Here is a 22,069-nt window from a genome sequence, read left to right as displayed (position 1 = left end):
GGCTATCCAAATGTCCGCAACGAGTCCATAATTAGCTGAATAAAGGCTGGTCGGTCAATATCCAGCAGCACTTCAGTATTCTTCGGTTTGCCAGTTAGTTCATAGTAATCGCAGACTGTTTCGCCTCGAACCAGTTCACCTTGCGTCTCAACATCTACATTCATGAGCTCGCTCTTAAACATTTCCGGATGAATTAGCCAAGCGATTGTACAAGGATCGTGTAATGGCGCACCCTTGAAGCCCCATTTAGGATTTTCATGATAGACTTCGAAGAAATCTAGTAAGCCTTTGAACGCGTGTGCGACTGGATTATCAATATTACCTACCGCTGCGATTTCCGGCTTTAGGATCTGGGCCTTATGCGTAACGTTTAAGGGTGCCATGGTCAGTGGAATACCCGCATTCAACACAATCTTCGCTGCTTCGGGATCAACATAAATGTTGAATTCAACCGATGGCGTCCAGTTGCCTAATCCCATGGCGCCACCCATGAAGACAATCCGTTCAATCTTAGACTTGAGCTCTGGGTAAACTCGTAAGAACAACGCAACGTTAGTCATCGGTCCGGTGACCACCAGTGTCACGGGATCGGCGCTCTCCCTTAAAGTCTTGGCGATTAACTCGATGGCCGTCAGATCCTGAACTTTAAAATCGGGATCGGGTAATTCAGCACCATCTAACCCGGATTTACCGTGCACGTTGCCGGCTGTTTCCAGCGGCTTCATTAGTGGGGTGCGATTACCCCCTGCGACTGGAATTTCTTGGTGATGCATCAAGGTCAGCAATCGCATGGCATTATTTAACGTCTTTTCCGGCGTCTGATTGCCGGCAGAAGTGGTTACCGCTAATAAATCAAGCTCTGGATTGGCAATAGCCAGCATCATTGCCAAGGCGTCATCGTGGCCGGGATCACAATCCATAATTATCTTTTTCATGGGAAAACTCCTATCCGATTAATTCATTGATATACTTTCTATTTTATGCGATGATGGTTGCGCTTACAATAGCAGGTCCTACAAAAGTTGTTCTATCAACTCTACTAGCCTGGACGAAAAAACGATGATACTATAGTGTCAATCTCTCTAGTCTCACGATTAAATTTGCAGAAAGTCTGGTGATCTCATGGCTAGTCATCCCGTTTCAGATATTTTAAATGACGCGGAGAAATGTAACATTACCGATTTACTTAACGGCGCATTATACGAGAAGGATCCCGCCAAAAAGGCAGTCTTTCTAGCACTCTACAACTATGTGTTAGGTGAACGCCAGAAAAAGACAATCACACAGAAGGGATTCGTCCGCTGATGAGTAAGCCTATTTTCATTATCGTCGCGGGCGTCAATGGCGCTGGTAAATCAACGTTATACCTGGATAATCCCGAACTCTTCGACAAGACCAGACGGTTCAACGCTGATGAAATTCTTCGTCAACAGCATGGTCATTGGCAAAAGACGGCCGATAATTTAGACGCTCTACGCCGTGAACTCAAGGACATTCGAACTTGCATAGCCCAATCACAATCTTTCCATATGGAAACCACACTAGCTGGTAACGGGAAAACTCAACGGGAGTTAATCGAACACGCTCACCACCAAGAATTCTCGGTGGAATTGTTATATGTTGGGGTTGCCAGCCCTCAAACGGCGATTAACCGGGTACAGCAGCGACTCGAGAAAGGCGGTCACGGTGTCCCTCGTGAGCTGATCTTGAAACGCTTTGATCAATCCCTAAAACACCTACCAGAGATTGCGCGAATAGTAGATAACGTCAAGATCTATACCAATGATTATCGCTTCCAATTAATTTACGCTCGTCAAGACGAAAAAATCCTATTAGATAATCTCAGCTCAGCACCATGGCTTCCTAAAGCTAAAGAACTAGCCCCAGAATGAGGCATTTTGAGGTCTAAAATATCCGTTGTTGGCAATCAAATCACTTGATGCCAGGCAACGGATATTTTTGCATGCCAAGTAGCGTAGGAAAAGGCCATCGCCACTACCATATTTCAAGCGTTAGGTAGTACATTACCAACAGTTGGCCCAGAATATAAAAAATCCCGCCGACTAAGTCGACAGGATTTCGTAAACCTCTGATTGGGCTAGCTGGGTTCGAACCAGCGCATCACGGGATCAAAACCCGTTGCCTTACCACTTGGCTATAGCCCAATGAGTTGGTTAAGGTTTAACCCCCAACAGAAAATAATTTTATCATTTCTCCCCCAGGGAATGCAACCCTTTTTTTAACAATTTTTCCACGGTCCGTATAAATAGTTGACGCCACCCCGTTGCAACCGCTACGATAAATATAATAATTACGCAACGACAATACCACTTGTCCGCTTAATCCAAAGCAATTCTCTATCGTTTCCCACAATAATTAATAATTAAATTATTAATAGTAAAGAAGTGAACTTTATGTCGACGAATATCACCATTAAAGATGTGGCCCAACAAGCCGGGGTGTCAGAAGCCACCGTTTCGCGAGCCCTTAATAATAGCCCCCAAGTCAAACAAGCCACTCGCTTAAAAATCCAAACGATTGCCGACCGGCTGGGCTACCATCCCAACGGCCTCGCTCGGAGCATCCGCGTGCAACGCAGCCATACCCTAGGCATGATTATCCCCGATATCCTCAACGGCTTCTTCACCCAACTTAGCCGGGCCATTGAAGATGTCGCCAGTCAGGCCGGCTACGACGTCCTGATCGTGAATACTGACGAACACTTAAAAAAAGAAGCTAAGGGCATCAACCTTATGCTGGAAAAGCAGGTTGACGGTTTAATCATCACCAGCGCTGGCGCCTTCACCGATTATCCCAAGATGTTGGGGCACACCCCTGCCGTCTTCGTTGATCGCATGCCCCCTGCCAATATCGTCTCCCAATATGATCGGGTCTTGGTTGATAACATTCAAGGCACGCAAGATATCATTGATTGTTTGATTAAACGTGGCGCCCAACGCATCGGGATTATTAACAGCGCCGTCTCGGCCACCGCCACGGAACGCCTACAGGGCTATCATCGGGCGCTGGCCGCGGCCAATATATCACCAGATCCTGACATCGAGGTAACGGCCCGAACCGATGGTAGTAACGTCCCACAAATGACCCGTCAGCTTCTCGTTAATCAGAAATGCGATGCCCTCTTTGCGGCCGATAACACCATTATGACTGGCGTCCTCACCAAGCTGCCTGACCTTCAACTCACCCATTTTCAATTGGGGGCCTTTGATGACAACGAGTGGTTTAACTTCCTCCCACAACCCATTGTGACCGCCAAACAACCCATTGCCGAACTAGGCCGAGTCGCTGTCGAACGCCTCCTCGCCCGGGTCGCCAACGATCAATTACCCACCCAAGAATTTCGGCTACCAGCTGAAATCATCCCCCGCTCGTAATATCCAGTCTGGGTCGCAATACCAAAAAAATCCCCGTCACGACGAGGATTTTTTTCCATTTTCACTTATAGAATCTGACAGAATTCAATCGTTTCATGATTGGGACCCAAGATATTAAAGAATCGAATTCCTCGTTCCCAAAAGGTCGGTATCGACTGAATCTCCGAGTTGACCAACGTCAAGCCTTGTTGTTTAGCTGCCGCAAACGCCTGCTCAATATTTGTGGTATTTAAAGACAGGTGGTTGATGGCGCCCGCCGTTGGATTGGTCGGATCGCCCTCCCAGGTTTCAATGGTTAGATTCCCGAGGCGCATGAACGCGCAACGATTCTTCCCATTGGGAAACAATCCCGCTTGCTCAAATCCTAATGACTGATAAAACGAAATAGTACGATCTAAATCTGCTGTTGGAATCCCCACGTGCTGGATTCCTGTAATATATTGACTAATCGCCATATTTAAACTCCTCTCACAGCTAATTTACACCTGACCCACATCAACCTGTTGGTGCTTGAGATGTGGAAAGACTACGCGGTCGGCAATTCCCGTGATCCCACCCTGAGCGAGGAAGGCAAAGACGGTTCCCAACCCAAAGTTCACAAAGGTATGCGTGATCAGCACGGCAATAATCGCCATGATGGTCGGCGGAATGTAGGACGCCCACATTGCTCTGGCGGCATTGCCTTTGAAATACCGGAAACGTAAGATTTGCATGAGATCATCCGCGGGATGTAAGACCAAGTTGACCCGTTGATAGATGGAAATGGCTGTCCCAATCAACGCAACCCCCAGAAAATTCAGTAGCACGTAGAGGATCACCATGCCTGTGCCATGGGCTACCGGCAGACCGGAGAAGAAAGCGTATTTACCATTGAAAAAATCTGCAAAGATCTGAATCAATGCGGAAAATGGGACCATAAACGCCATATTCCCAGCAATCCGTTTCCAATCCCAGTGATGAATGAGGACGGCGTTGAGCGCTGCCGTCAGAAACCCCAGGATCAGAAACGCCCAGAATAGATTCCAATGTAACGCGGTTCCTAAATTAGCCTCGGCAGCCGACCAATACGCTGCACCTAGAAAAGACGGTTGAATCTTAGCACTAGTGACCAGCGTCAGCACATTCCCTGCCGAATTGATCACAATCGACAGAGCGAAGAAAGCAAGTGACGTTGACATTGACAGTGTGCGGCCACTGGTTGGACGGCTGTGCCGTTCGCGATGACTCATCTGACTGACTGCTTCAGCTCGCATAACTATCCCTTACCTTTACTGTTGACTGACTTTAACAACCGCTTTGCTGACACCCTTCACCTTACCGTTCAGGACATCTTCAACTTGTTCCAAACTAACTTCGTGGCTGATCAAGGATTCGACGTCTAATTCGCCACTAGCGAGCAGTGCAATCGCATCTTCAAAGGCATAAGGATTAATGAAGGCGCCTTGGATCTTCAATTGCTTTTGGTAAACTTCATACGTATTCATTGAGAATGTCTGGTTAGGCTTCCCGACACCAAACATCAAGACCTGAGCACCCTTCTTAGTTGCTTCAACGGCTTGTTCTTGCGTTTCAGGAAGACCAACGGCTTCGATGACGACGTCGTAATCGGCAGGAATACTGTCACGCTTAGTATTGTAAGTGTTGGTGACGCCAAACTTTTCCTTGTTAAAGGCTAACTTCTGGTCGATAATCCCCGCAAAGTCCACTTGGTGAACGCCGTAAGCTTGTAATAATTGCACGAACAGTTGACCCATAAAACCATCACCAATGACCAAGGCCTTTTGATAAGGCTTAACGTCGATTAAGCTCATCCCATGAACCGCACAAGAAACGGGTTCAGTCGTAGCCGCCGCCTTCAAGGAGACGCTTTCAGGAATTGGGTAAACAACGCTAGAAGGTGCGGTAAAGGATTCCTCCAAACCACCGTTCCGCGTCACCCCAACGGCTGACAAGTGATCACAGAGTTCAGGGCGATCAGTCCGGCAGTACTTGCATTGGCCACAGTAGATATTCGGGTCAACGGTTACACGATCGCCAACTTTAACATTGGTCACTTCGCTCCCGATAGCCGCAACGATCCCCGAGTTTTCGTGACCTAATACAATGGGTGGCACAGCGTTAGCAGAACCTGGGAGTCCCGCATACAGCGCCCGATCGGTTCCACAAATACCGGCATAGGCTGTGTTGACTAAGACTTCATTAGGTTTAACCTCTGGTTTTGTAATATCTTGAATTTCCATTTGTTTTGTTCCAGTTAAAACTAAAGCTTTCATCATTGAAACTCCCTTTCTTATTTTTTGTATTCATTCAGTGCGAGGGCAAAATCACCCATCGTTGCCGATCCATTGTCCTTAACCGCTGGCATCACAATGTAATCGGTCAACTTTCCCACACTAACGTAACCATTTAATAACTTGGCGAACTCCGCCCGGACCTTAACCAGGAAATCTTCACTGACGACACCACCACCGAAAACGATCTTATCGGGGCGCAACATCAGCGTTTCTTGGAGCGCGGCCTGCGCAACGTAGTAGGCCATAATGTCCCAGACGTGATCCGTCAAAGGAACATCCTTGCCGGGCTTACCAACCCGTGCTTCAAACGTGGGCCCACTCACTAAACCTTCCAGGCAATCGCCATGGAACGGACAAATTCCCGGGAAGTCTAGGTCGTCTGGATGCCGTTTCAACCGCACATGGCCCATTTCAGGATGACCGAGGCTCCCAATGAAATGGCCATCGACAATCGCACCGGCACCGACTCCCGTACCAATCGTGAAGTAAACCAGCGACTTAATCTGCTCATTGAATAACGTCGACATGATGTATTCGCCGTAAGCCGAGCCGTTAACATCCGTGGTCCAATACATAGGGACTGGCAGATCGCGCTTCAACCGACCAACAAAATCGGTGTTCGCCCACCCCTGCTTGGGCGTATCCGTAATGTACCCGTACTTGGGCGAATTGTGCCGCAGCTCAATCGGACCAAATGATGAAATCGCGATGGCTTTGACATCCGGAAACTGTTTAAAGTAAGCGACGGTTCGCTGCAACGTTTCCTCTGGGGTGGTCGTTGGAATGCGAACTTTGTCTTGAACGCGATAATCCTCGTTGCCAATCGCACAGACAAATTTTGTTCCTCCTGCTTCAATACTGCCAAGTTGCATGTTGACTCCCTCCAAATGTCGTCGCGGTCATAAAAACCGTGACCTATTATTACTCCGTGAATGACTAGCCGGTTCACCTTTAAAGCGCTTTCAGTATAACATCGGATTTACGGTAAAAACGTTTCCGATCGGCCGTCATCTTTTCAGAAAACTGTAATTAATCCGATGACAGCCAAAATGTAATCGATTGCATTTTTCGTTTCAAATCCCCAATATTCTGTTTTACAACGTGCAACTGGGTCAAATTTGCACAGTGCTTGCAACTAATCCACTATTGATGTAAGCGCTATCAATAAGGGCGTACAAAAAGTCCGTGCCATCATCGACACGGACTCTCTGCTTCTCTTCAATTCTCTTTTTATTAACGCCCGATTCTAGCAATCACAGTGAAACTAAACCAGGCAACCCTGGCGATCCGTTTTCGCCTTACCGGTCGGCAGATATGGAGCCAGCTGTGTCGACGCTGTTAGCCGTTTATCGGCTTACAGCGTGGGACGTGTTGAAAGACCGGTGGTTTGCCGGGCTTCCAACCGAGCCGGAGGACCGCTTCTCAGGCCGCAGGCTTCCCCACAGCAGGCGGAATCCCTGGCAGCCGGAGTGCAACCAAATTATGCTAATCTAAGATCTGGCAGAATTCAATCGTCTCGTGGTTTGGTCCCAAAATATTAAAGAACCGAATACCCTTGCTCCAGAAAGTAGGAATGGATTGAATCTCGTCATTGACCAATTCTAAGCCTTGTTGCTTTGCGGCTGCAAACGCTTGGTCAATATCCGTGGTATTTAAGGAAATATGATTGATCGCACCCGCCGTCGGATTGGTGGGATCGCCCTCCCAGGTTTCAATCGTCAAGTTACCTAACCGCATGAAGGCACACCGATTGTCGCCATTAGGGAATAATCCTGCTTGTTCAAAGCCGATCGACTTGTAGAATGCGATCGTCCGGTCTAAATCACTTGAAGGAATCCCGACATGTTGAATTCCCGTCACAAAATCTTGAACTGCCATCATTATCTTCTCCTTATCCTATCAAGTTACTTACCGACATCCACGGCCTGGTGCTTCAGCTTAGGGAAGATCGTCTTATCGGCAATCCCGGTAATACCCCCTTGAGCAAGGAAGGCAAAGACGGTCCCTAGACCAAAGTTTACAAAGGTTCGCGTCATCACAATAGCGACAATCGCCATAATGGTTGGTGGAATGTATGATGCCCACATCGCTCTGGCTGCGTTCCCCTTGAAGTAACGGAACCGCAGAATCTGCATGAGATCATCGGCAGGGTGTAAGACTAAGTTAACCCGCTGATAGATTGAAATCGCTGTGGCAATGAAGGCCACTCCTAAGAAGTTCAGCGCCACGTAGAAGATCACCATCCCCGTGCTATGCGCTTCCGGCAGGCCTGCGAATAACGCCGGATACTTGCCATCAAAGAAATCTTCGAATACCTGAATCAACGCGGAGAAAGGCACCATGAAGACCATATTACCGGCAATCCGTTTCCAATCCCAATGATGAATCAAAATGGCATTCAACACTGACGTCAGAAACCCCATGATGAGAAACGCCCAAAACAGATTCCAGTGAAAGGCCGTTCCTAAGTTAGCTTCTGCCGCTGACCAATAGGCCGCCCCTAAGAAGGACGGGTGAATCTTGGCGCTCGTAACCAACGTGAGAACATTTCCCGCCGAGTTAATCACGAGTGATAACGCGAAGTAGGCAATTGACTTGGACATTGAGATGGTCCGCCCATTTTCAAGTTCCATAGATTCAGCCCCTTCGTCGATAGCTGTTGCTTCAACTTTCACAATAATCCCTTACCTTTACTTAGTCACTGACTTTAACAACTGCTTTGCTAACGCCTTCAACCTTACCGTTCAAGACATCTTCGACTTGTTCCAGGCTAACTTCATGACTGATCAAGGATTCAACATCCAGCTGACCACTAGCCAACAGAGCGATGGCATCTTCAAAAGCGTATGGGTTGATGAAGGCACCCTGAATCTTCAGTTGCTTTTGGTAAACTTCATAAGTGTTCATCGAGAAGGTTTGATCTGGCTTACCCACACCGAACATCAGGACTTGGGCACCCTTCTTGGTGGCTTCAACCGCTTGTTCTTGCGTTTGTGGTAACCCAACGGCTTCGATCACAACATCGTAATCGGCTGGGATACTTTCACGCTTGGTATTGTACGTATTTGTGACGCCAAATTTTTCCTTGTTGAAGGCCAATTTCTTATCGTTCAGACCGGCAAGATCCACTTGGTGAACCCCGTAAGCTTGTAACAATTGAACAAAGATTTGTCCCATGAAACCATCACCGATGACCAAAGCATTTTGATATGGCGTCAAGTCCAATAATTTCACCCCGTGGACGGCGCAGGAGATAGGTTCTGTCGTTGCAGCTGCCTTCAATGAAACGTTATCTGGCAGTGGGTAAACGACTGAGGCTGGTGCAGTGAAGGATTTTTCCAATCCACCATCACGCGTTACCCCAACGGCTGACAGATTGTCACAGAGTTCTGGACGGTCAGTCCGGCAGTAGTCACATTCGCCACAGTAAATGTTAGGGTCCACGGTCACGTGATCACCGACTTTAACGTTCGTAACGTCGCTCCCAATTGCGGCCACAATCCCTGAGTTTTCATGGCCTAAAACGATTGGTGGCACAGCATCGGCTGAACCTGGTAGCCCAGCGTACAAGGCCCGGTCGGTTCCACAAATTCCGGCATAAGCGGTGTTGACCAACACTTCGTTGGGCTTAACCTCTGGGGTTGGTAAATCTTGAATCTCCATCTTCTTGGTTCCAGTTAAAACTAAAGCTTTCATCAGTTACTTCTTCCTCTCTTATTTGTTGTACTCTTTCAATGCTAGGGCGAAATCCCCTAATGTCGCTGAGCCATTCTCCTTAACGGATGGCATCACGATGTAATCTTCAATATTGCCCACATCAACGTAACCGTTGAGTAATTTCGTAAATTCTGCGCGTACCTTCACTAGGAAGCCCTCGCTGACCACGCCACCGCCAAAGACAATCTTGTCTGGCCGTAACATCAACGTTTCTTGCAAGGCTGCTTGTGCCACGTAGTACGCCATGATATCCCATACGTGATCGGTTAACGGGACCTCATGACCGTGTTTACCAATTCGGGCTTCAAAGGTTGGTCCACTGACCAAGCCTTCCAGGCAGTCCCCGTGAAACGGACAGATGCCCTTAAAATCTAAGTCATCCGGATGCCGCTTCAAGCGAACGTGGCCCATTTCGGGATGGCCCATGGTGCCGACAAACTTGCCATCAACGATTGCACCGGCACCCACGCCAGTCCCAATCGTGAAGTAGACCAATGAATGGATCTTCTCGTTAAATAACGTCGAAACCACGTATTCACCGTAAGCTGACCCGTTAACATCCGTCGTCCAAGCCATTGGAACATCTAGGTCTTGTTTCAGCCGACCCAGGAAATCCGTATTCGACCAATTAGCCTTGGGTGTATCCGTGATATAACCATATTTAGGGGCATTGCGCCGTAGTTCAATTGGGCCAAATGACGAAATACCAATGGCCTTAAGGTCTGGATATTGTTTAAAGTAATCAATACACTGACTTAACGTTTCCTCTGGTGTTGTCGTCGGAATGATCACGCGATTATCTGTCCGATAGTCCTCGTTACCGATTGCACAAACAAACTTTGTTCCACCAGCTTCAATACTTCCGAGTTGCATAGTAGCTACCTCCATGTGGTCGCGCGGGGCCGTGACCCGCACCACCCAATTACTGAGTGATCAATGACTATTACTATCATTTTTAAATCGGTTTCAGTATATCATCGCGATTCGTGATTTTAAGGGGGTTTTTCGTCCATAAATTTTCAGAAAATTACGTCAAATCTAGCTATATATGCAATGCAATCGATTCCGCTTTTTAGTGAAAAAGGTCACTTATCGGGTCAAAATTGCCTTGTGTGAAACCTTTTACCTATGATTTTCACACTTAAAAGTTGCCACTTTCACTCATCCGTGCTAGGCTAAGACCACTGAACTAATCGAATAAGTTGTTTTCTAGGGTTCCGCTGCACGTGCAGGTCTGGTCCGAGAGAAAACCTGTGGAACACAATTTCCGCAGCCACGGAAGGGAAAAAGCCTGGGAGATGTTGTCGTCATGACAGCATTTCTCAGGCTTTTTTACCACTATTAGGAGGAATTCACATGTTAAAGCATTGGTTACGCGTCGTTTATGGTGCTGTTTTCGAAGTTGGCTGGGTGGTAGGTTTCAAACACGCCACTACCCTCTGGGAATGGGGGCTAACGGCCCTCGCCGTCTACCTCAGCTTTTACTTTCTAATCAAGGCCGGCGAAGTCTTGCCGGCCGGAACCGCCTACGCCGTCTTCGTAGGTCTGGGAACGTTGGGCACGACCGTCGTGGGCATCCTCGCATTCGGCGAACCCGTCAGCGTTACTAAACTTGCCTTAATTGGCTTGCTACTCATTGGTATCGGCGGGCTTCAAACGGTTACGACCAAGGAGGTGCACTAAAATGGCTTGGATCTATCTCATCATCGCTGGCCTCTGCGAAATGCTCGGCGTCACCTTTATGAACTGGGCGATTCACCGTCGAACTTGGCCACTGTGGGGCGCGATGGTTATCGGCTACAGCCTGAGCTTTGGCTTTCTGGATCTGGCGCTAAACACGCTTCCCATGGGGACTGCCTACGCCGTCTGGACGGGAATCGGTGCCGCTGGGGGTGTCCTCACCGGCATGCTTTTCTTCGGCGAATCCAAGGACTGGCGTAAGCTCCTATGGGTCGGCGCGATTTTGCTGGCCGTGATGGGGCTCAAATTAATCAGTTAAGTCTCGCACCATGTTGAACCAAACCTCGCCAGCATGCTGAGAGGCCGAGACGCCCTCGTTACGATACCCATTGCGCTCATAAAACGGCACCAAGCGTTCTAAACAAGTGAGTGTTATCGCCTGGCGTCGTTGAGATCGTGCCACTCGGGCTAAAGCCGTCAACAATTGGCTCGCAATCCCCTGTCCCTGCCGCTGGGGGCTCACCGCCAGACTCAATACCGTCTGATAAGGGGAAGCCGCGGCATTAGGAAGGGTCTGCTCAAACAGATCATCGGTTAAATAGCGCTGATTAAATGCGGGGCCAACGATATAGCCCAGGACACTTCCCCCTTCCTTAGCCACTAAAAAGGTATCCGCAATTTGGCGAATTCGTTCGGCCATACTTGCTTCGGTCGCGGCCTCCGCTGGCGAGAAGCCTGCACGTTCAATCACCATAATTTGGTCTAAATCTTGAGGCTGCACTGGATTAATTGTGATCGACATCTTAAACGTCCCCCTGAGTAGTTAATACTTGTTAGTATAACGCCACAAGCAAGCAAATATACCTTTTTGCAAAAACACTTTCGCTTTTATCAACTGTAACAAAACCAGAGTAGCCAACGACGATCAGTTGAATACTCTGGTTTTAATACAGTACCTAGAAAATTATTTATTTTCTTGCCAAACCTTATCCCATGAATAACCGGTAAGATCCTCAACGATATGCTTCGTCTTAGGATCAACATCATCTTTTTTACCGCCTGCTTGTAATCGTTCAATTTCGTTATGCAGGATTTTGTGTGTACGTTGATTCAAGTTAAAACGAGAGACCATCCACCATGCAATAGCGATTGAAATTACTGGTACTACAATCAATACAACCAAAATAGCATCTTGTGCTTGCGCCGTTTGATGTAGTGCGCCTTCTTTAAATCCACCCCACTGTAGAATGAATCCTAACAATGCAGATCCCAAAGCACCCGTTAACTGACGAGTAAATGACTGCACCGCCGCAAAGGTTCCAGTCCGTAGCTTACTAGAAACAATCGTATCAACATCTGGTACCAACGGAATCACTTGCCATGCAGTGTATTCCAGGAATTGACGACCCACTTGCCACATGACACCGAGAGTGATTAAAACAATAATTGTTGTACCCTTGCCAATATTGCCGTGGATTGTTGAAAGAATAAAGAACCCTGCCATGACAACAAAAATTAGACTGAACGAAGTTGACCAGTTAACTTTAGGATTTTTCGTCTTAATTAACATAAATGCTGCCACTGGCACAACCAGCATACCAACGAATGATAGCGACGTAATCCCTTGACCAATAGTTTGTGTAAGGCCTAATACGAAGACAACATAGTAAAGAAAGGCCGTAGAGAAGCAATCTTTAGCAAAATATGTCATAAAGTAAATCGACACCATATACCGTGCGGACTTATTGCGAAGCATTTCCCAATAATCCCGTAAAGATCCAATAAAACTGTTCTCTTTCTTTGCATTACTATCACGATTAGAACTTTCAAACTCCTCAACTTCTTCAGGAGAATGCTCCCAAGTTGAGCGGTATGTAATAAGCGTACAAACAGCAAAGACAATCCCAAATACGATACCAGAAATTGTATATGCTTCTGCACCTTCTCCTAAGAATGCCAATAAAGTTGCTGGCAATGCTGATACTGAGAAAGTTGCAAATGCTGAAATGAACAACCGAATAGACGACATTTTTACTCGATCATCCGCATTAGGTGTCATTTCGGTAGCCAAAGTTTCATAAGCCGTTCCGATAATAACATTAGCCGTTTCTACCATCACAAAGGCAATCAGATACCACCAGAAACTACCCGGCATTACAATAAACAACATCGGGAAGAATAGAATAGTTAACAATGCTCCGACTAATAGTAGCAAATGCCGCCGACCAAAGCGTCGACCAAGCTTAGTCGCGTATAAGCGATCAGAAATTGAGCCCGCTAACATAGACATAATAGCATTCAAAAACTTACCAATTAAAAACAACATCCCAACTGAAGCCGCCGATAATTTGCCATAAGTAGTCAAGAAGAACATTAAATATGAACCCACTAATGTTCCCCAAGAAGCCCCATTCATATCATTTATTCCATAGCCAATTGAACGCCAAACAGAAATCTTGTGTGGAGTATATACCCACCGTTTCTTTTGATTCTCCATTTTTCTCCAACTTCCTATTCTTGGTTAGCCTAGCTTCTCACCATTTACCGATAAGTTGGTGACATTAATGGTCTTAATATCACGATCTTCATTATGAAATCTTCCGCCGGTCTCTTCCGCTCTTTCCGTAGGCAACAATTCACTTTCATCTGCCAAGGACCAGTCAAAATTATCGATTGAAACATTTTCAATATTTGCTTCCGGTAGACCAACAATAAATGCGGCTGTCGCTCGCACATTTGTAGCCGTAATATTCTTTATTTCAATATTCTTAATGTGTGGTGTGGTTTCATCAACTGGCTGCGGATCTTGAGACAATACGGTTGCTTCCTCAGCAGGTAAAACTCCCGGGGCGAAGTATTGTTCCAAAGAAATTGGACACCAGCATGCATTCATCTTTAAATCACGCAACTGAATATTTTTAATTGTGCCGCCACGTGTTCGTCGTGATTTTAGCCGAATACCGCGCCGAGTCCCCTCAAAAGTACAATTTGACACCTCAACATCGCTAATCCCCGCTGCTGTCTCTGAGCCAATAGCAATACCACCATGACTAGCTAGAATTTTGCAATCTGACACTTTAACATTTCTAGTAGGACGGTTAACCCGAATTCCATCTTTACCGGAACCGGATTTCAAAGTTACACCATCATCACCTACATCTAGCAAACAATGCTGTACGGTAACATCTTCACTGGAGTCAATATCCATGGCATCAGTATTAATAGCATCCGCTGGATTAGAAAAAGTCATATTTTTAATTGTAATTTGACTGGAATAAACCATATGCAATGTCCAGAATGGAGAGTTTTTAAGCGTAATACCATCAATGACAATCTCACGACATTTCCAAAATTGCACCAACGGTGGCCGCAAATATTGCGTCGATGGTCTGCCACCACCACCCGTTCGAGTCTTATAGTCAGCATTTAGATCTGCTAAACGTAATTCATACTTCTCTCTGGGAAGAATCCGATCTTCATTCTCAATCTCTCTAAATTTTTTCCACCAATTCGATCCTGATCCATCGATTACACCATCACCATCAATTTTAATGTGATGTTTACCATTAGCATAAATAAGCGGATGCATGGCATAGCATTCTATACCTTCCCAACGTGTCCATACCGGTGGATAAAGCATTGGGTCATCCTTAAACTTGATCACTGCCCCCTTCTGCACCGTGAGTTCTAAATTAGAAACCAACTCCAGCGGCCCTGTCAGATGATCACCTGGCTTAATAATTAAGTGGCCTCCGCCAACTCGACCAATTTGATCAATGGCCGCTTGAATATCCTCATGCTCTTTCACTTCAATAACTAGCATAACAACCCTGCTTTCCCACAAAAATGCTGTCTGAGCGTTCCAAACTAAATTTGTTGTTTAGAAGACTCCGATTATGTCCCTTTGAATTGTAAGCGCTTACTACATTACGTAGAATAACACGCTTTTGATTTTTTGTAAACAAATGTTTATCTCGCTAAACATTTGTTTACAAAAAAATTCCCCACTTCGCTATCTTAATTTATTAAAAAAGACAAGCCGAACAAACGACTTGCCGTTTACCAAATATTCAAATTAGATATAGAACAGACTTACTTATTTTTGATACTACTTTCAAGAAATTCAGGTGTCATCCCTTCGAATATATTAAGATAGGTGGTCATTGCCACCTGTGCTGCTGACCTAGCAACACCTGCTGTCTGCTCATCATCTAGTCCTCGCCTACGCGCAAAAACAATCGCTGCAATTGCTGCAGCACCTACCCCATTAGTATTCAAAACTTTCTTGGCTTCAACTGGAAAATAAAATGCATTGCTCTTCGTTTGATAGAAGAAGCCTAACTGTGCATCATAAATAAATACATTTGAAATCCCCATATCAACTAATTCGGCTGCACATTTCTTTGCACTATTGTGGTCTTTAATTTCCACGTCAGTAATAGCCGTGGACTCGTCTGCATTCAATACCAATGTATCTAATGCTTCAATACCATTCTTTAAACGGCTAAGTTTGTTAATTGAATCTGCAAACAGCGGTTGTTCAAAGTTTTGGTAAATCCAAGAAATTGTTTGCTCCGGTAAATTTGGATCTAAAACAATCATCTTAGCATTACTCAAAATATTCATACGTTCTTTCAAAAATTCTGGCGTAATCTCATCATGAATTCGACTATCATCCACACCAAATATCCGTTTGGCGCTCGTTTGATTGATGTACAAATACCTTGACGTCGGTATACTTGAAATCTGCTTTGAGTAAGTAATGTCCAAATTCTTTTCTAAGGCATCTTTCTTAAACTCCTCACCCGCTGAATCATGACCATAAACAGAAATAAAATAATTTGGAATCTCAAGCTTCGTTAGATCAACTGCAATGTTTCTCCCTAATCCACCCACATCAGAATAAATAACACCGGTATTAGACTTTTTTTCAATCACTTCACTATTAGGAATACCAAAGATATCTAGAGTAATCCCACCGACAACAGCAACATAATTTTCCGGTGAAACAATATATCCCTTACCTTGTAAAAATCCTTTTTTCACCAGATTAGAAATGTGAGCTGCAACTCCAGAACGCGTAATTCCCGCCAGTTCTGCTAACTCATTTTGGCTAATCATTGGATTCTGTTTTATCCATTCAAGAATTTGTTGTTCACGTGACAGCATCGTTCATATCTCCATTTCTAATTTCAAGCACCCAACGTTATGACATTGAGTGCGGACTATAATCATTAGTCTAATTATTAATAATTAAGATCTTGGTCCCGCCATTAGCTCCTTTTAAAAGCCATTGCTCCGAAACATATGCTTATTATACACTACGGAAAGTTCAAAGTTTAAGTGTTAAAATTTTGATTTTTCTAGATAACAAAAGGGAATTCCTAAGCTGGAATTCCCTTTTGTTATTTTACCCATTTCAGCTAGCCCCAACGCCCACTAGCTAACCTTCACTAAAGAGATCAATTCACCATTTACGCTAACACCGTACGTTGGAATGGGGCCGCTAATGACCGTAACGTCCAATTTATCCGCCGTCAGGTCAATTTCGAGAACACTCTCCGCAATCTTCATCCGGTAGGTTAAGCGGTCTAACTCCGTTGGCAAATGATTGGCGAAATGTACCACTTCATCCTGTACGTAAAATCCAGAAAACCCTGCGACTAAAGCTAACCAGCTACCACCGAGATTGGCCAGGTGTAGCCCATCCGCCGTGTTCTTCTGTAAATTAACCAGATCCATCTGGGCCGTATCCATGAAGTACCGGTAGGCTTTCTCTGGGTCGCCCATCCGCGCGGCTAAAATACTGAAGATCGACCGCGATAACGATGAATCGTGGGTCGTTACCCCTTCATAGTACTGATATTCCCGCTTCAATTGATCAAGCGGCAAATCTTCAGGGAACAGGTAGTCCGCCAGCAACGTATCGGCTTGCTTAGACACCTGATAACGATAGATGGTCAATGGATGGTAGTGCAACAATAGCGGGAAGTTATCCTTCGTCGATTTGTCCGCTGGCCACCGGGGCTTGTCCAAGAAGCTATCGTCTTGTTCATTAATCCCCAGTTCATTGCTATACGGGAGATAGACGTGGTCCGCCAGATTCTGATAAACGTCCAGGTCATTTTCAGTCATGCCAAATTTCGCCAACAACTGTGGTGACCGCTTCATCATCTGGTGCGCTAACTCAACGACCAGCTCGAAATTGTGCTTAGCCAACCGGTTCGTGTAGTAGTTATTGTTGACCAGTGCGGTATATTCGTCCGGCCCCGTCACCGTGTGAAATTCGAAGCGACTACGATCACCAACTTGACGCCAGGAGCCGAAATTCTCCCAGAAGCGGGCTGTTTCGAGGACCATTTCAAAGCCACATTGGATGACAAAGTCTAAGTCCCGGGTGATTTCAAAGTACTTGCCCACCGCATAGGCAATATCCGCGTCGATGTGATATTGCGCCGTGCCAGCCGGGAAGTACGCCGATGCCTCTTCACCATTAATCGTCCGCCAAGCAAAGAGGGCGCCTTGATCAACCCCGAGTGTCCGCGCCCGTTCCCGCGCCTTCGGTAAGGTTTGGTAACGATACAGCAAGAGTTGCCGTGCCATCTGCTGGTTCGTGTAAGTGAAGTAAGGCAGCATGTACATTTCTGTATCCCAGAAGTAGTGTCCTTCGTAGCCTGAGCCGCTGAGCCCCTTAGCCGCAATATTCGTTCGCCCGTCACGACCAGCTGCTTGATTCAACTGGAAAATATTGTAGTGAATCGCCAAGTCCAGCGCATCATTGCCGCCGACACTCACTTCACTACGGGTCCACACGCCTTGCCAGAAATTCTGGCTGTCCTCGGCGAGCGCGCCCAACGAGCTGGCCATAAACATCGCCGCTGGATCAATCGTATTGCGTTGACCCACCTCACCAATATAAGCTTCATATTCCAACGTGTGTGGCTGTTCATCGCTCAAATCCACCGGCTGTTGTAGCAACTGCCCATGACTCTCCAAGATGCCCAGGTACATGGTCACTGCCTGCTTGGTCACCCGAGTCTTCACGTGATAGCGTTGTAAATCTTGCGTGACGAATTCCGTTTCACAGATTGGCAAGCCGGCCATCCGGGTCTTCCGGGGATCCGCCGACGGAATCGCCTCCGCTTCAGCGGGAACCGCAATCGACTTACTTACCAGCAGCCCCTTCGCGTAGGTCTTCGCAGTGAACGTATAGCCAACTCCCCACAGGCTAGTCTGACCTTGGCCAATCACCGATTTGACCCCCATCATAATCGTTTCGCCTTGGTCAGTGCTAATCTGATAGTCTTCTGTCAGTAAGCCAGTGCCGAGATTGAGACTAGCGGCCGTCCGCTTGCTGTGCGTGAACTGATGGCCACTACTAGTTGAGACGTGGACGTGCCGCAGATCTGGCAGATTGAGAATCGTTTGGTGTTTCTGGGCGTAACCGACCCCTGCTTCGCCATAGGTAATGGGGGCGGTTTCATAAAATCCATTAATTAACGTTCCTGTGATGGGATTACCGCTAATCGGATCGTTTGCCCGAACACCAAAATGTCCATTTCCCAGTGAGAATACCGTCTCTAAATATTCCGGTTGTTCATTAGCCACATCGCGTAAAGTCAAATGATAGTCGCGTAAAGTCACAATAATCTCCCCCAATTAAAGTTTAGCTTAAATCAATTTTGCTGCCGACCGCAACGCATCCTGAACAGCTGGAACGTTACCCGTAAAGTTCAAGAAGGCGTGGCTGATACCACCATAGCGAATGTAATTGGCATCCCCATTTGCGCGACCAACTTGATCGATGAAGGCTTCACCCTGCAAACGGAACGGATCGTACTCACCCACCAGCAGCGTGGTCTTCTTAAACGTCTGTGGATCTGCTAATAATGGTGACAGTAGCGGCGCCGTCAAATCAACGCGCTGATCTGCCACGTAGTAACCACTCATAATTTCGTCAAGCTGTTCAAATAACTGGTAGCTTCTGTGTAAAGCATCGCGCTGTTCCGGAACGATGTCAATACTATTATCGTCCCACAATTGACCGCCTAAATCCGACCCCTGAATCACCGTCGGATAGAAGAGCAGGTGCGAGTCAATCGTGCAGATCCCCATTGACTGGCAGAGTTGGCTAACCCCTAGTGCAATGGAGCCGCCTGCGGAATCGCCACCCAAAGAAATGTGGTGATACTCCTGAGTCATGGCCGCCACCACAGCCAGGCCATCCAGAATACCCGCGGGATAAGGTTGCTCCGGTGCCAACGCATAGTCGACGTTGTAGACCACGCAATTGGCCTGCTCAGCCACGTACTTCAGCGCCAACAACACATCCTCTGGCGTTCCGCCATAATAAGCCCCACCATGGAAATAAATCAAGGCTTTATCCGCAGTTAGGTGATCCATCCGCGCAATCCGGATAACCCGCACGCGTCGATTCATGGCAACGATCTGCTGCATTTCAATTTTCATCTCGACCGACGTTAAATCCTTCTGCCCGGACGTTTCGGTGCCTTGGCGTAAACTGAATAGATCCGTTGGTAACTGTGGATTTTCTTCAATTTCGGCAACCGTTTCCCAGACTAAGGGCTCGTAGGTGTGAGCGGGATTACGCTCCTTAATCCACTTGGTCACCCCATCAACCACGGTCGTCGTCTGTATTTTAGCTAACCGTTTTAACTCGTCTGCATACCCCAAAGATTGCTTGGTTGTCGTATCATTCAGCATTTTAATTACCCCTCTCATTAAACTACTGTCGTCGCCAGAAAGCGTTCAGGTCCCATAACTCAGCTAGCCATTGCAGCTGCTGATCGAACCATTCCGCTACATCCGGTCGGATAAACCGCTCCCCAAAGTCCGGATGGGCTGACTTAAAACTCATTGGAAATGCCGTGACGGCCCGGGCCAAGCTCAAGCCGTGCGGACCGTGTGGATAAATGGTGGCCACCATCGGTACCCCGTGCTGATGTAATGCCGTGATGAACCGCCGGGCATTTTCCGCCGGCACCAGTTCATCCTCGGCAGTGGTCCAGATAAACGTAGGTGGATTCTGCGCCGTGACGACCTGATCTGCCTCATGCTGGGGCCAAGTCCCGACAATCGCTGATGCAACGGCCGCATCCGTTGGCCAACCTAGCCGTAGCCCAATCATGGGATAACCTAACGTGAGTGCACTCACTCTCAGTGTCGCCGCTGATACTTGTAGGTCGGCAGCCAGGCGTGGCCACAACCCCGCATACAGCGCTGCCAGATGGCCGCCCGCCGAAAAGCCAACTAATAAGATGTGCGTGGCACTAATGCCATAACGACCAGCATGCTGGTGAAATTCGTGAACGACGCCCGCTAGCTGGTAGAGAGCTCCCGGCAAGACTGGCGGCTGCTCAATTAACCGATACGCCACGACCGCTACCGCAAAGCCTTGCGCCAAGTACTGCAGCGCCACAATCTCATTTTCACGATCCGAATAAAACGCATAACCACCACCCGGTAATAGAATCACCAACGGCCGCCGCTGCGGTTCGAATTCAGCAATGGCGGCCGGTTGATAGTAGGTCACTGTTACCGGATAGTCAGTGAACCCACAGGTGAATTTAAACGTTTTCATTATTTAGCTTGTCAGCGCCCGCCTTGGCTTCTTTAGCTGACGTGATCTCATCTTCGTCCAACTTGTAGAAGATGTACAGGATACCGACAATAATTAGGGCGAGAATAATCGGTAACCAAACAAAGCTCGTGCTGATCGCCGTCAATGCTTTGGCTCCTTGGATCTTGGCTGTGGCTTGGAAACCACCCCAGGAAAGCAACCAACCAGAAACTAAGCCACCGAAGCCCATACCGAGCTTGGCACCAACCATTGGAACAGAGGAAAGAATACCAGGTTCGTCGATATGCAATTCGGAACGAGAGTATTCAACAGTATCCGCAATCATCACGAAGGCGATCGAGAAGGCCGCCCCCATGGCAACTAAGGCGATGACGTTCCCAGCAAAGAGTAATGGAATACTCTTGAAGGACATGATCACTTCACCAATCCCAAACGTAATCATCGCTAGAATCATCACGTTACGGTGCTTCATAATCTTACTCAGGAATGGCACGGATAAGTTCCCGGCAACCGCTACAATTACTAATCCGTTAAACGCCCCAACTAAATCAGCGCGCCGGTAAACGTAGGTCAAGTAGTAAACCGCAGTTTGCATCCGGATTACCCAGAAGGTCTGGAGTAAGATGAAACTCAAACTTAAGGCAACCCATGGCTTGTTCTTTACGGCACCTTTCAGCGATTCCTTCACGGACAAGTGTCCCTTAATTTCCGATTCACCTTCGGCATTCTCGGTAATGTCATCTTTTTCACGTAAGTTGGCAAATGAACTGAAGAACAGGACGATAATGGCTAAACCAATAAATATCCCCCAAATCATCCAACCTTTTTCAGCGTTCTTACCACCTAAACGCGCAACCATTGGTAAGGAAATGGCCCCGATAACGGCCGTCCCAATGTTCGTCATGACCATCCGTGCACTGGCTAAGTTCGTCCGTTCATCTGGGTCCTTCGTCAAGCTAGGCAGAATGGCCGTGATTGGCGTGTTAGCCCCGGAATAAACTAAGCTGAACAGCGTGTAGACGATGGAAATCCAAGCCAGCTGGAAGATCTTGTTGCCCCCAAACGATGGGTTAAAGAACAGCAGCATGGTCAAAATCCCTAATGGAATCCCGAACCACAAGAAGTATGGCCGCGCTTTCCCATATTTAGAATGCGTGTGGTCAATTAAGAATCCATAGACCACACCATCAAAGGCATCAATGATTCGCACAACGAAGAATAATGTCCCCACAAACGCCGGCGAGATACCAACTACCGTGGTGTAGTAGAACAACAGGTAAAGCCCAACGATTTGCCAAATCAGGTTCCCCGCCATATCAGTTGCACCATAGAAGAATCGCTGTTTCCATAATTGTCCTTTACTCATGATGAAACCTCCCCCA

At 47.0% G+C, this 22,069-nt stretch carries 22 protein-coding genes, 1 tRNA gene and 1 riboswitch; of the genes, 5 read left to right on the top strand and 18 right to left on the bottom strand.

Features of this window, described 5'->3' with window-relative positions; translation table 11 throughout:
* Positions 1-2: 2 nt before the first annotated feature.
* Positions 3-935: a pyrimidine-specific ribonucleoside hydrolase RihA gene (rihA, locus tag HF569_RS06470; protein WP_168901777.1), complete on the bottom strand. Its 933-nt coding sequence runs from the start codon at positions 933-935 to the stop codon at positions 3-5.
* A gap of 187 nt (positions 936-1,122) precedes the next feature.
* On the opposite strand from rihA, the gene HF569_RS06465 reads away from it, so the two are divergent.
* Complete coding sequence (locus HF569_RS06465) at positions 1,123-1,305, top strand: hypothetical protein (RefSeq protein WP_168901776.1); 183 nt, start codon at positions 1,123-1,125, stop codon at positions 1,303-1,305.
* Positions 1,305-1,892 (top strand): zeta toxin family protein, encoded by a 588-nt coding sequence (locus HF569_RS06460; protein ID WP_168901775.1) that lies wholly within the window; start codon positions 1,305-1,307, stop codon positions 1,890-1,892. Before HF569_RS06465 ends, HF569_RS06460 begins: the two co-directional genes overlap by 1 nt.
* A gap of 201 nt (positions 1,893-2,093) precedes the next feature.
* On the opposite strand, the gene HF569_RS06455 is transcribed toward HF569_RS06460, so the two are convergent.
* A tRNA-Gln gene (locus HF569_RS06455) sits at positions 2,094-2,165 on the bottom strand.
* A 249-nt stretch (positions 2,166-2,414) separates the two neighbouring features.
* Here HF569_RS06455 and HF569_RS06450 point away from each other — a divergent pair.
* Positions 2,415-3,395: a LacI family DNA-binding transcriptional regulator gene (locus HF569_RS06450; protein WP_168901774.1), complete on the top strand. Its 981-nt coding sequence runs from the start codon at positions 2,415-2,417 to the stop codon at positions 3,393-3,395.
* 65 nt (positions 3,396-3,460) lie between these two features.
* On the opposite strand, the gene HF569_RS06445 is transcribed toward HF569_RS06450, so the two are convergent.
* From HF569_RS06445 to scrK (HF569_RS06410), 8 genes are all read right to left on the bottom strand, one after another.
* Positions 3,461-3,850: a VOC family protein gene (locus HF569_RS06445; RefSeq protein ID WP_168901773.1), complete on the bottom strand. Its 390-nt coding sequence runs from the start codon at positions 3,848-3,850 to the stop codon at positions 3,461-3,463.
* A 24-nt stretch (positions 3,851-3,874) separates the two neighbouring features.
* Entirely contained in the window at positions 3,875-4,624 is a 750-nt protein-coding gene (locus HF569_RS06440) for a fructose permease (protein WP_168901800.1), read from the bottom strand.
* 39 nt (positions 4,625-4,663) lie between these two features.
* On the bottom strand, positions 4,664-5,668 hold the full coding sequence (locus tag HF569_RS06435; RefSeq protein ID WP_168901772.1) for a zinc-dependent alcohol dehydrogenase family protein: 1,005 nt from the start codon (positions 5,666-5,668) through the stop codon (positions 4,664-4,666).
* Between the two features lie 17 nt (positions 5,669-5,685).
* On the bottom strand, positions 5,686-6,561 hold the full coding sequence (scrK, locus tag HF569_RS06430) for a fructokinase ScrK (RefSeq protein ID WP_168901771.1): 876 nt from the start codon (positions 6,559-6,561) through the stop codon (positions 5,686-5,688).
* A gap of 613 nt (positions 6,562-7,174) precedes the next feature.
* Positions 7,175-7,567, bottom strand: a complete 393-nt coding sequence (locus HF569_RS06425; RefSeq protein ID WP_168849091.1) for a VOC family protein — start codon at positions 7,565-7,567, stop codon at positions 7,175-7,177.
* A 26-nt stretch (positions 7,568-7,593) separates the two neighbouring features.
* Complete coding sequence (locus tag HF569_RS06420; protein ID WP_168849092.1) at positions 7,594-8,322, bottom strand: fructose permease; 729 nt, start codon at positions 8,320-8,322, stop codon at positions 7,594-7,596.
* 61 nt (positions 8,323-8,383) lie between these two features.
* Entirely contained in the window at positions 8,384-9,385 is a 1,002-nt protein-coding gene (locus HF569_RS06415; protein WP_168849093.1) for a zinc-dependent alcohol dehydrogenase family protein, read from the bottom strand.
* An 18-nt stretch (positions 9,386-9,403) separates the two neighbouring features.
* Positions 9,404-10,279, bottom strand: a complete 876-nt coding sequence (gene scrK, locus HF569_RS06410) for a fructokinase ScrK (protein WP_168849094.1) — start codon at positions 10,277-10,279, stop codon at positions 9,404-9,406.
* Between the two features lie 325 nt (positions 10,280-10,604).
* Positions 10,605-10,706, top strand: a riboswitch (guanidine-I (ykkC/yxkD leader).
* A 56-nt stretch (positions 10,707-10,762) separates the two neighbouring features.
* Here scrK (HF569_RS06410) and HF569_RS06405 point away from each other — a divergent pair.
* Together HF569_RS06405 and HF569_RS06400 are read left to right on the top strand one after the other, a co-directional pair.
* Positions 10,763-11,089: a DMT family transporter gene (locus HF569_RS06405; protein WP_168901770.1), complete on the top strand. Its 327-nt coding sequence runs from the start codon at positions 10,763-10,765 to the stop codon at positions 11,087-11,089.
* Between the two features lies 1 nt (position 11,090).
* Positions 11,091-11,405 (top strand): DMT family transporter, encoded by a 315-nt coding sequence (locus HF569_RS06400; protein WP_168901769.1) that lies wholly within the window; start codon positions 11,091-11,093, stop codon positions 11,403-11,405.
* On the opposite strand, the gene HF569_RS06395 is transcribed toward HF569_RS06400, so the two are convergent.
* The 8 genes from HF569_RS06395 to HF569_RS06360 all read right to left on the bottom strand — a co-directional run bounded on the left by HF569_RS06395 (position 11,394) and on the right by HF569_RS06360 (position 22,053).
* On the bottom strand, positions 11,394-11,888 hold the full coding sequence (locus HF569_RS06395) for a GNAT family N-acetyltransferase (RefSeq protein ID WP_168901768.1): 495 nt from the start codon (positions 11,886-11,888) through the stop codon (positions 11,394-11,396). The genes HF569_RS06400 and HF569_RS06395 overlap by 12 nt on opposite strands.
* 162 nt (positions 11,889-12,050) lie before the next feature.
* Positions 12,051-13,583 carry an MFS transporter gene (locus tag HF569_RS06390; protein ID WP_168901767.1) on the bottom strand — a complete coding sequence of 511 codons (1,533 nt, stop codon included), beginning with the start codon at positions 13,581-13,583 and terminating at the stop codon, positions 12,051-12,053.
* Positions 13,584-13,607: 24 nt separating this feature from the next.
* Positions 13,608-14,909 (bottom strand): glycoside hydrolase family 28 protein, encoded by a 1,302-nt coding sequence (locus HF569_RS06385; protein ID WP_232842583.1) that lies wholly within the window; start codon positions 14,907-14,909, stop codon positions 13,608-13,610.
* Between the two features lie 269 nt (positions 14,910-15,178).
* Positions 15,179-16,255 carry a PfkB family carbohydrate kinase gene (locus tag HF569_RS06380; protein WP_168901765.1) on the bottom strand — a complete coding sequence of 359 codons (1,077 nt, stop codon included), beginning with the start codon at positions 16,253-16,255 and terminating at the stop codon, positions 15,179-15,181.
* Between the two features lie 270 nt (positions 16,256-16,525).
* Entirely contained in the window at positions 16,526-18,730 is a 2,205-nt protein-coding gene (locus HF569_RS06375) for a glycoside hydrolase family 65 protein (RefSeq protein WP_168901764.1), read from the bottom strand.
* Between the two features lie 27 nt (positions 18,731-18,757).
* Positions 18,758-19,810: an alpha/beta hydrolase fold domain-containing protein gene (locus tag HF569_RS06370; RefSeq protein ID WP_168901763.1), complete on the bottom strand. Its 1,053-nt coding sequence runs from the start codon at positions 19,808-19,810 to the stop codon at positions 18,758-18,760.
* Positions 19,811-19,832: 22 nt separating this feature from the next.
* On the bottom strand, positions 19,833-20,687 hold the full coding sequence (locus HF569_RS06365) for an alpha/beta hydrolase (RefSeq protein ID WP_168901762.1): 855 nt from the start codon (positions 20,685-20,687) through the stop codon (positions 19,833-19,835).
* Positions 20,674-22,053, bottom strand: a complete 1,380-nt coding sequence (locus HF569_RS06360; protein ID WP_168901761.1) for an MFS transporter — start codon at positions 22,051-22,053, stop codon at positions 20,674-20,676. Before HF569_RS06360 ends, HF569_RS06365 begins: the two co-directional genes overlap by 14 nt.
* Positions 22,054-22,069: the final 16 nt, after the last annotated feature.

The sequence above is a fragment of the Levilactobacillus tujiorum genome, from assembly GCF_012641185.1.
In the GTDB taxonomy this organism is placed as follows: domain Bacteria; phylum Bacillota; class Bacilli; order Lactobacillales; family Lactobacillaceae; genus Levilactobacillus; species Levilactobacillus tujiorum.
Note: the sequence above shows the minus strand (reverse complement) of the source record. Positions and strands in the feature narration are given on the sequence as shown.

What these genes read in the sequence shown, in the direction of transcription:
- HF569_RS06370 (WP_168901763.1), bottom strand. Translation starts at nt 19,810, where the DNA reads ATGCTGAATGATACGACAACCAAGCAATCTTTGGGGTATGCAGACGAG.
- scrK (WP_168849094.1), bottom strand. Translation starts at nt 10,279, where the DNA reads ATGCAACTCGGAAGTATTGAAGCTGGTGGAACAAAGTTTGTTTGTGCA.
- scrK (WP_168901771.1), bottom strand. Translation starts at nt 6,561, where the DNA reads ATGCAACTTGGCAGTATTGAAGCAGGAGGAACAAAATTTGTCTGTGCG.
- HF569_RS06425 (WP_168849091.1), bottom strand. Translation starts at nt 7,567, where the DNA reads ATGGCAGTTCAAGATTTTGTGACGGGAATTCAACATGTCGGGATTCCT.
- HF569_RS06360 (WP_168901761.1), bottom strand. Translation starts at nt 22,053, where the DNA reads ATGAGTAAAGGACAATTATGGAAACAGCGATTCTTCTATGGTGCAACT.
- HF569_RS06405 (WP_168901770.1), top strand. Translation starts at nt 10,763, where the DNA reads ATGTTAAAGCATTGGTTACGCGTCGTTTATGGTGCTGTTTTCGAAGTT.
- HF569_RS06450 (WP_168901774.1), top strand. Translation starts at nt 2,415, where the DNA reads ATGTCGACGAATATCACCATTAAAGATGTGGCCCAACAAGCCGGGGTG.
- HF569_RS06415 (WP_168849093.1), bottom strand. Translation starts at nt 9,385, where the DNA reads ATGAAAGCTTTAGTTTTAACTGGAACCAAGAAGATGGAGATTCAAGAT.
- rihA (WP_168901777.1), bottom strand. Translation starts at nt 935, where the DNA reads ATGAAAAAGATAATTATGGATTGTGATCCCGGCCACGATGACGCCTTG.
- HF569_RS06465 (WP_168901776.1), top strand. Translation starts at nt 1,123, where the DNA reads ATGGCTAGTCATCCCGTTTCAGATATTTTAAATGACGCGGAGAAATGT.
- HF569_RS06380 (WP_168901765.1), bottom strand. Translation starts at nt 16,255, where the DNA reads ATGCTGTCACGTGAACAACAAATTCTTGAATGGATAAAACAGAATCCA.
- HF569_RS06365 (WP_168901762.1), bottom strand. Translation starts at nt 20,687, where the DNA reads ATGAAAACGTTTAAATTCACCTGTGGGTTCACTGACTATCCGGTAACA.
- HF569_RS06390 (WP_168901767.1), bottom strand. Translation starts at nt 13,583, where the DNA reads ATGGAGAATCAAAAGAAACGGTGGGTATATACTCCACACAAGATTTCT.
- HF569_RS06435 (WP_168901772.1), bottom strand. Translation starts at nt 5,668, where the DNA reads ATGAAAGCTTTAGTTTTAACTGGAACAAAACAAATGGAAATTCAAGAT.
- HF569_RS06395 (WP_168901768.1), bottom strand. Translation starts at nt 11,888, where the DNA reads ATGTCGATCACAATTAATCCAGTGCAGCCTCAAGATTTAGACCAAATT.
- HF569_RS06400 (WP_168901769.1), top strand. Translation starts at nt 11,091, where the DNA reads ATGGCTTGGATCTATCTCATCATCGCTGGCCTCTGCGAAATGCTCGGC.
- HF569_RS06445 (WP_168901773.1), bottom strand. Translation starts at nt 3,850, where the DNA reads ATGGCGATTAGTCAATATATTACAGGAATCCAGCACGTGGGGATTCCA.
- HF569_RS06385 (WP_232842583.1), bottom strand. Translation starts at nt 14,909, where the DNA reads ATGCTAGTTATTGAAGTGAAAGAGCATGAGGATATTCAAGCGGCCATT.
- HF569_RS06460 (WP_168901775.1), top strand. Translation starts at nt 1,305, where the DNA reads ATGAGTAAGCCTATTTTCATTATCGTCGCGGGCGTCAATGGCGCTGGT.
- HF569_RS06440 (WP_168901800.1), bottom strand. Translation starts at nt 4,624, where the DNA reads ATGAGTCATCGCGAACGGCACAGCCGTCCAACCAGTGGCCGCACACTG.
- HF569_RS06420 (WP_168849092.1), bottom strand. Translation starts at nt 8,322, where the DNA reads ATGGAACTTGAAAATGGGCGGACCATCTCAATGTCCAAGTCAATTGCC.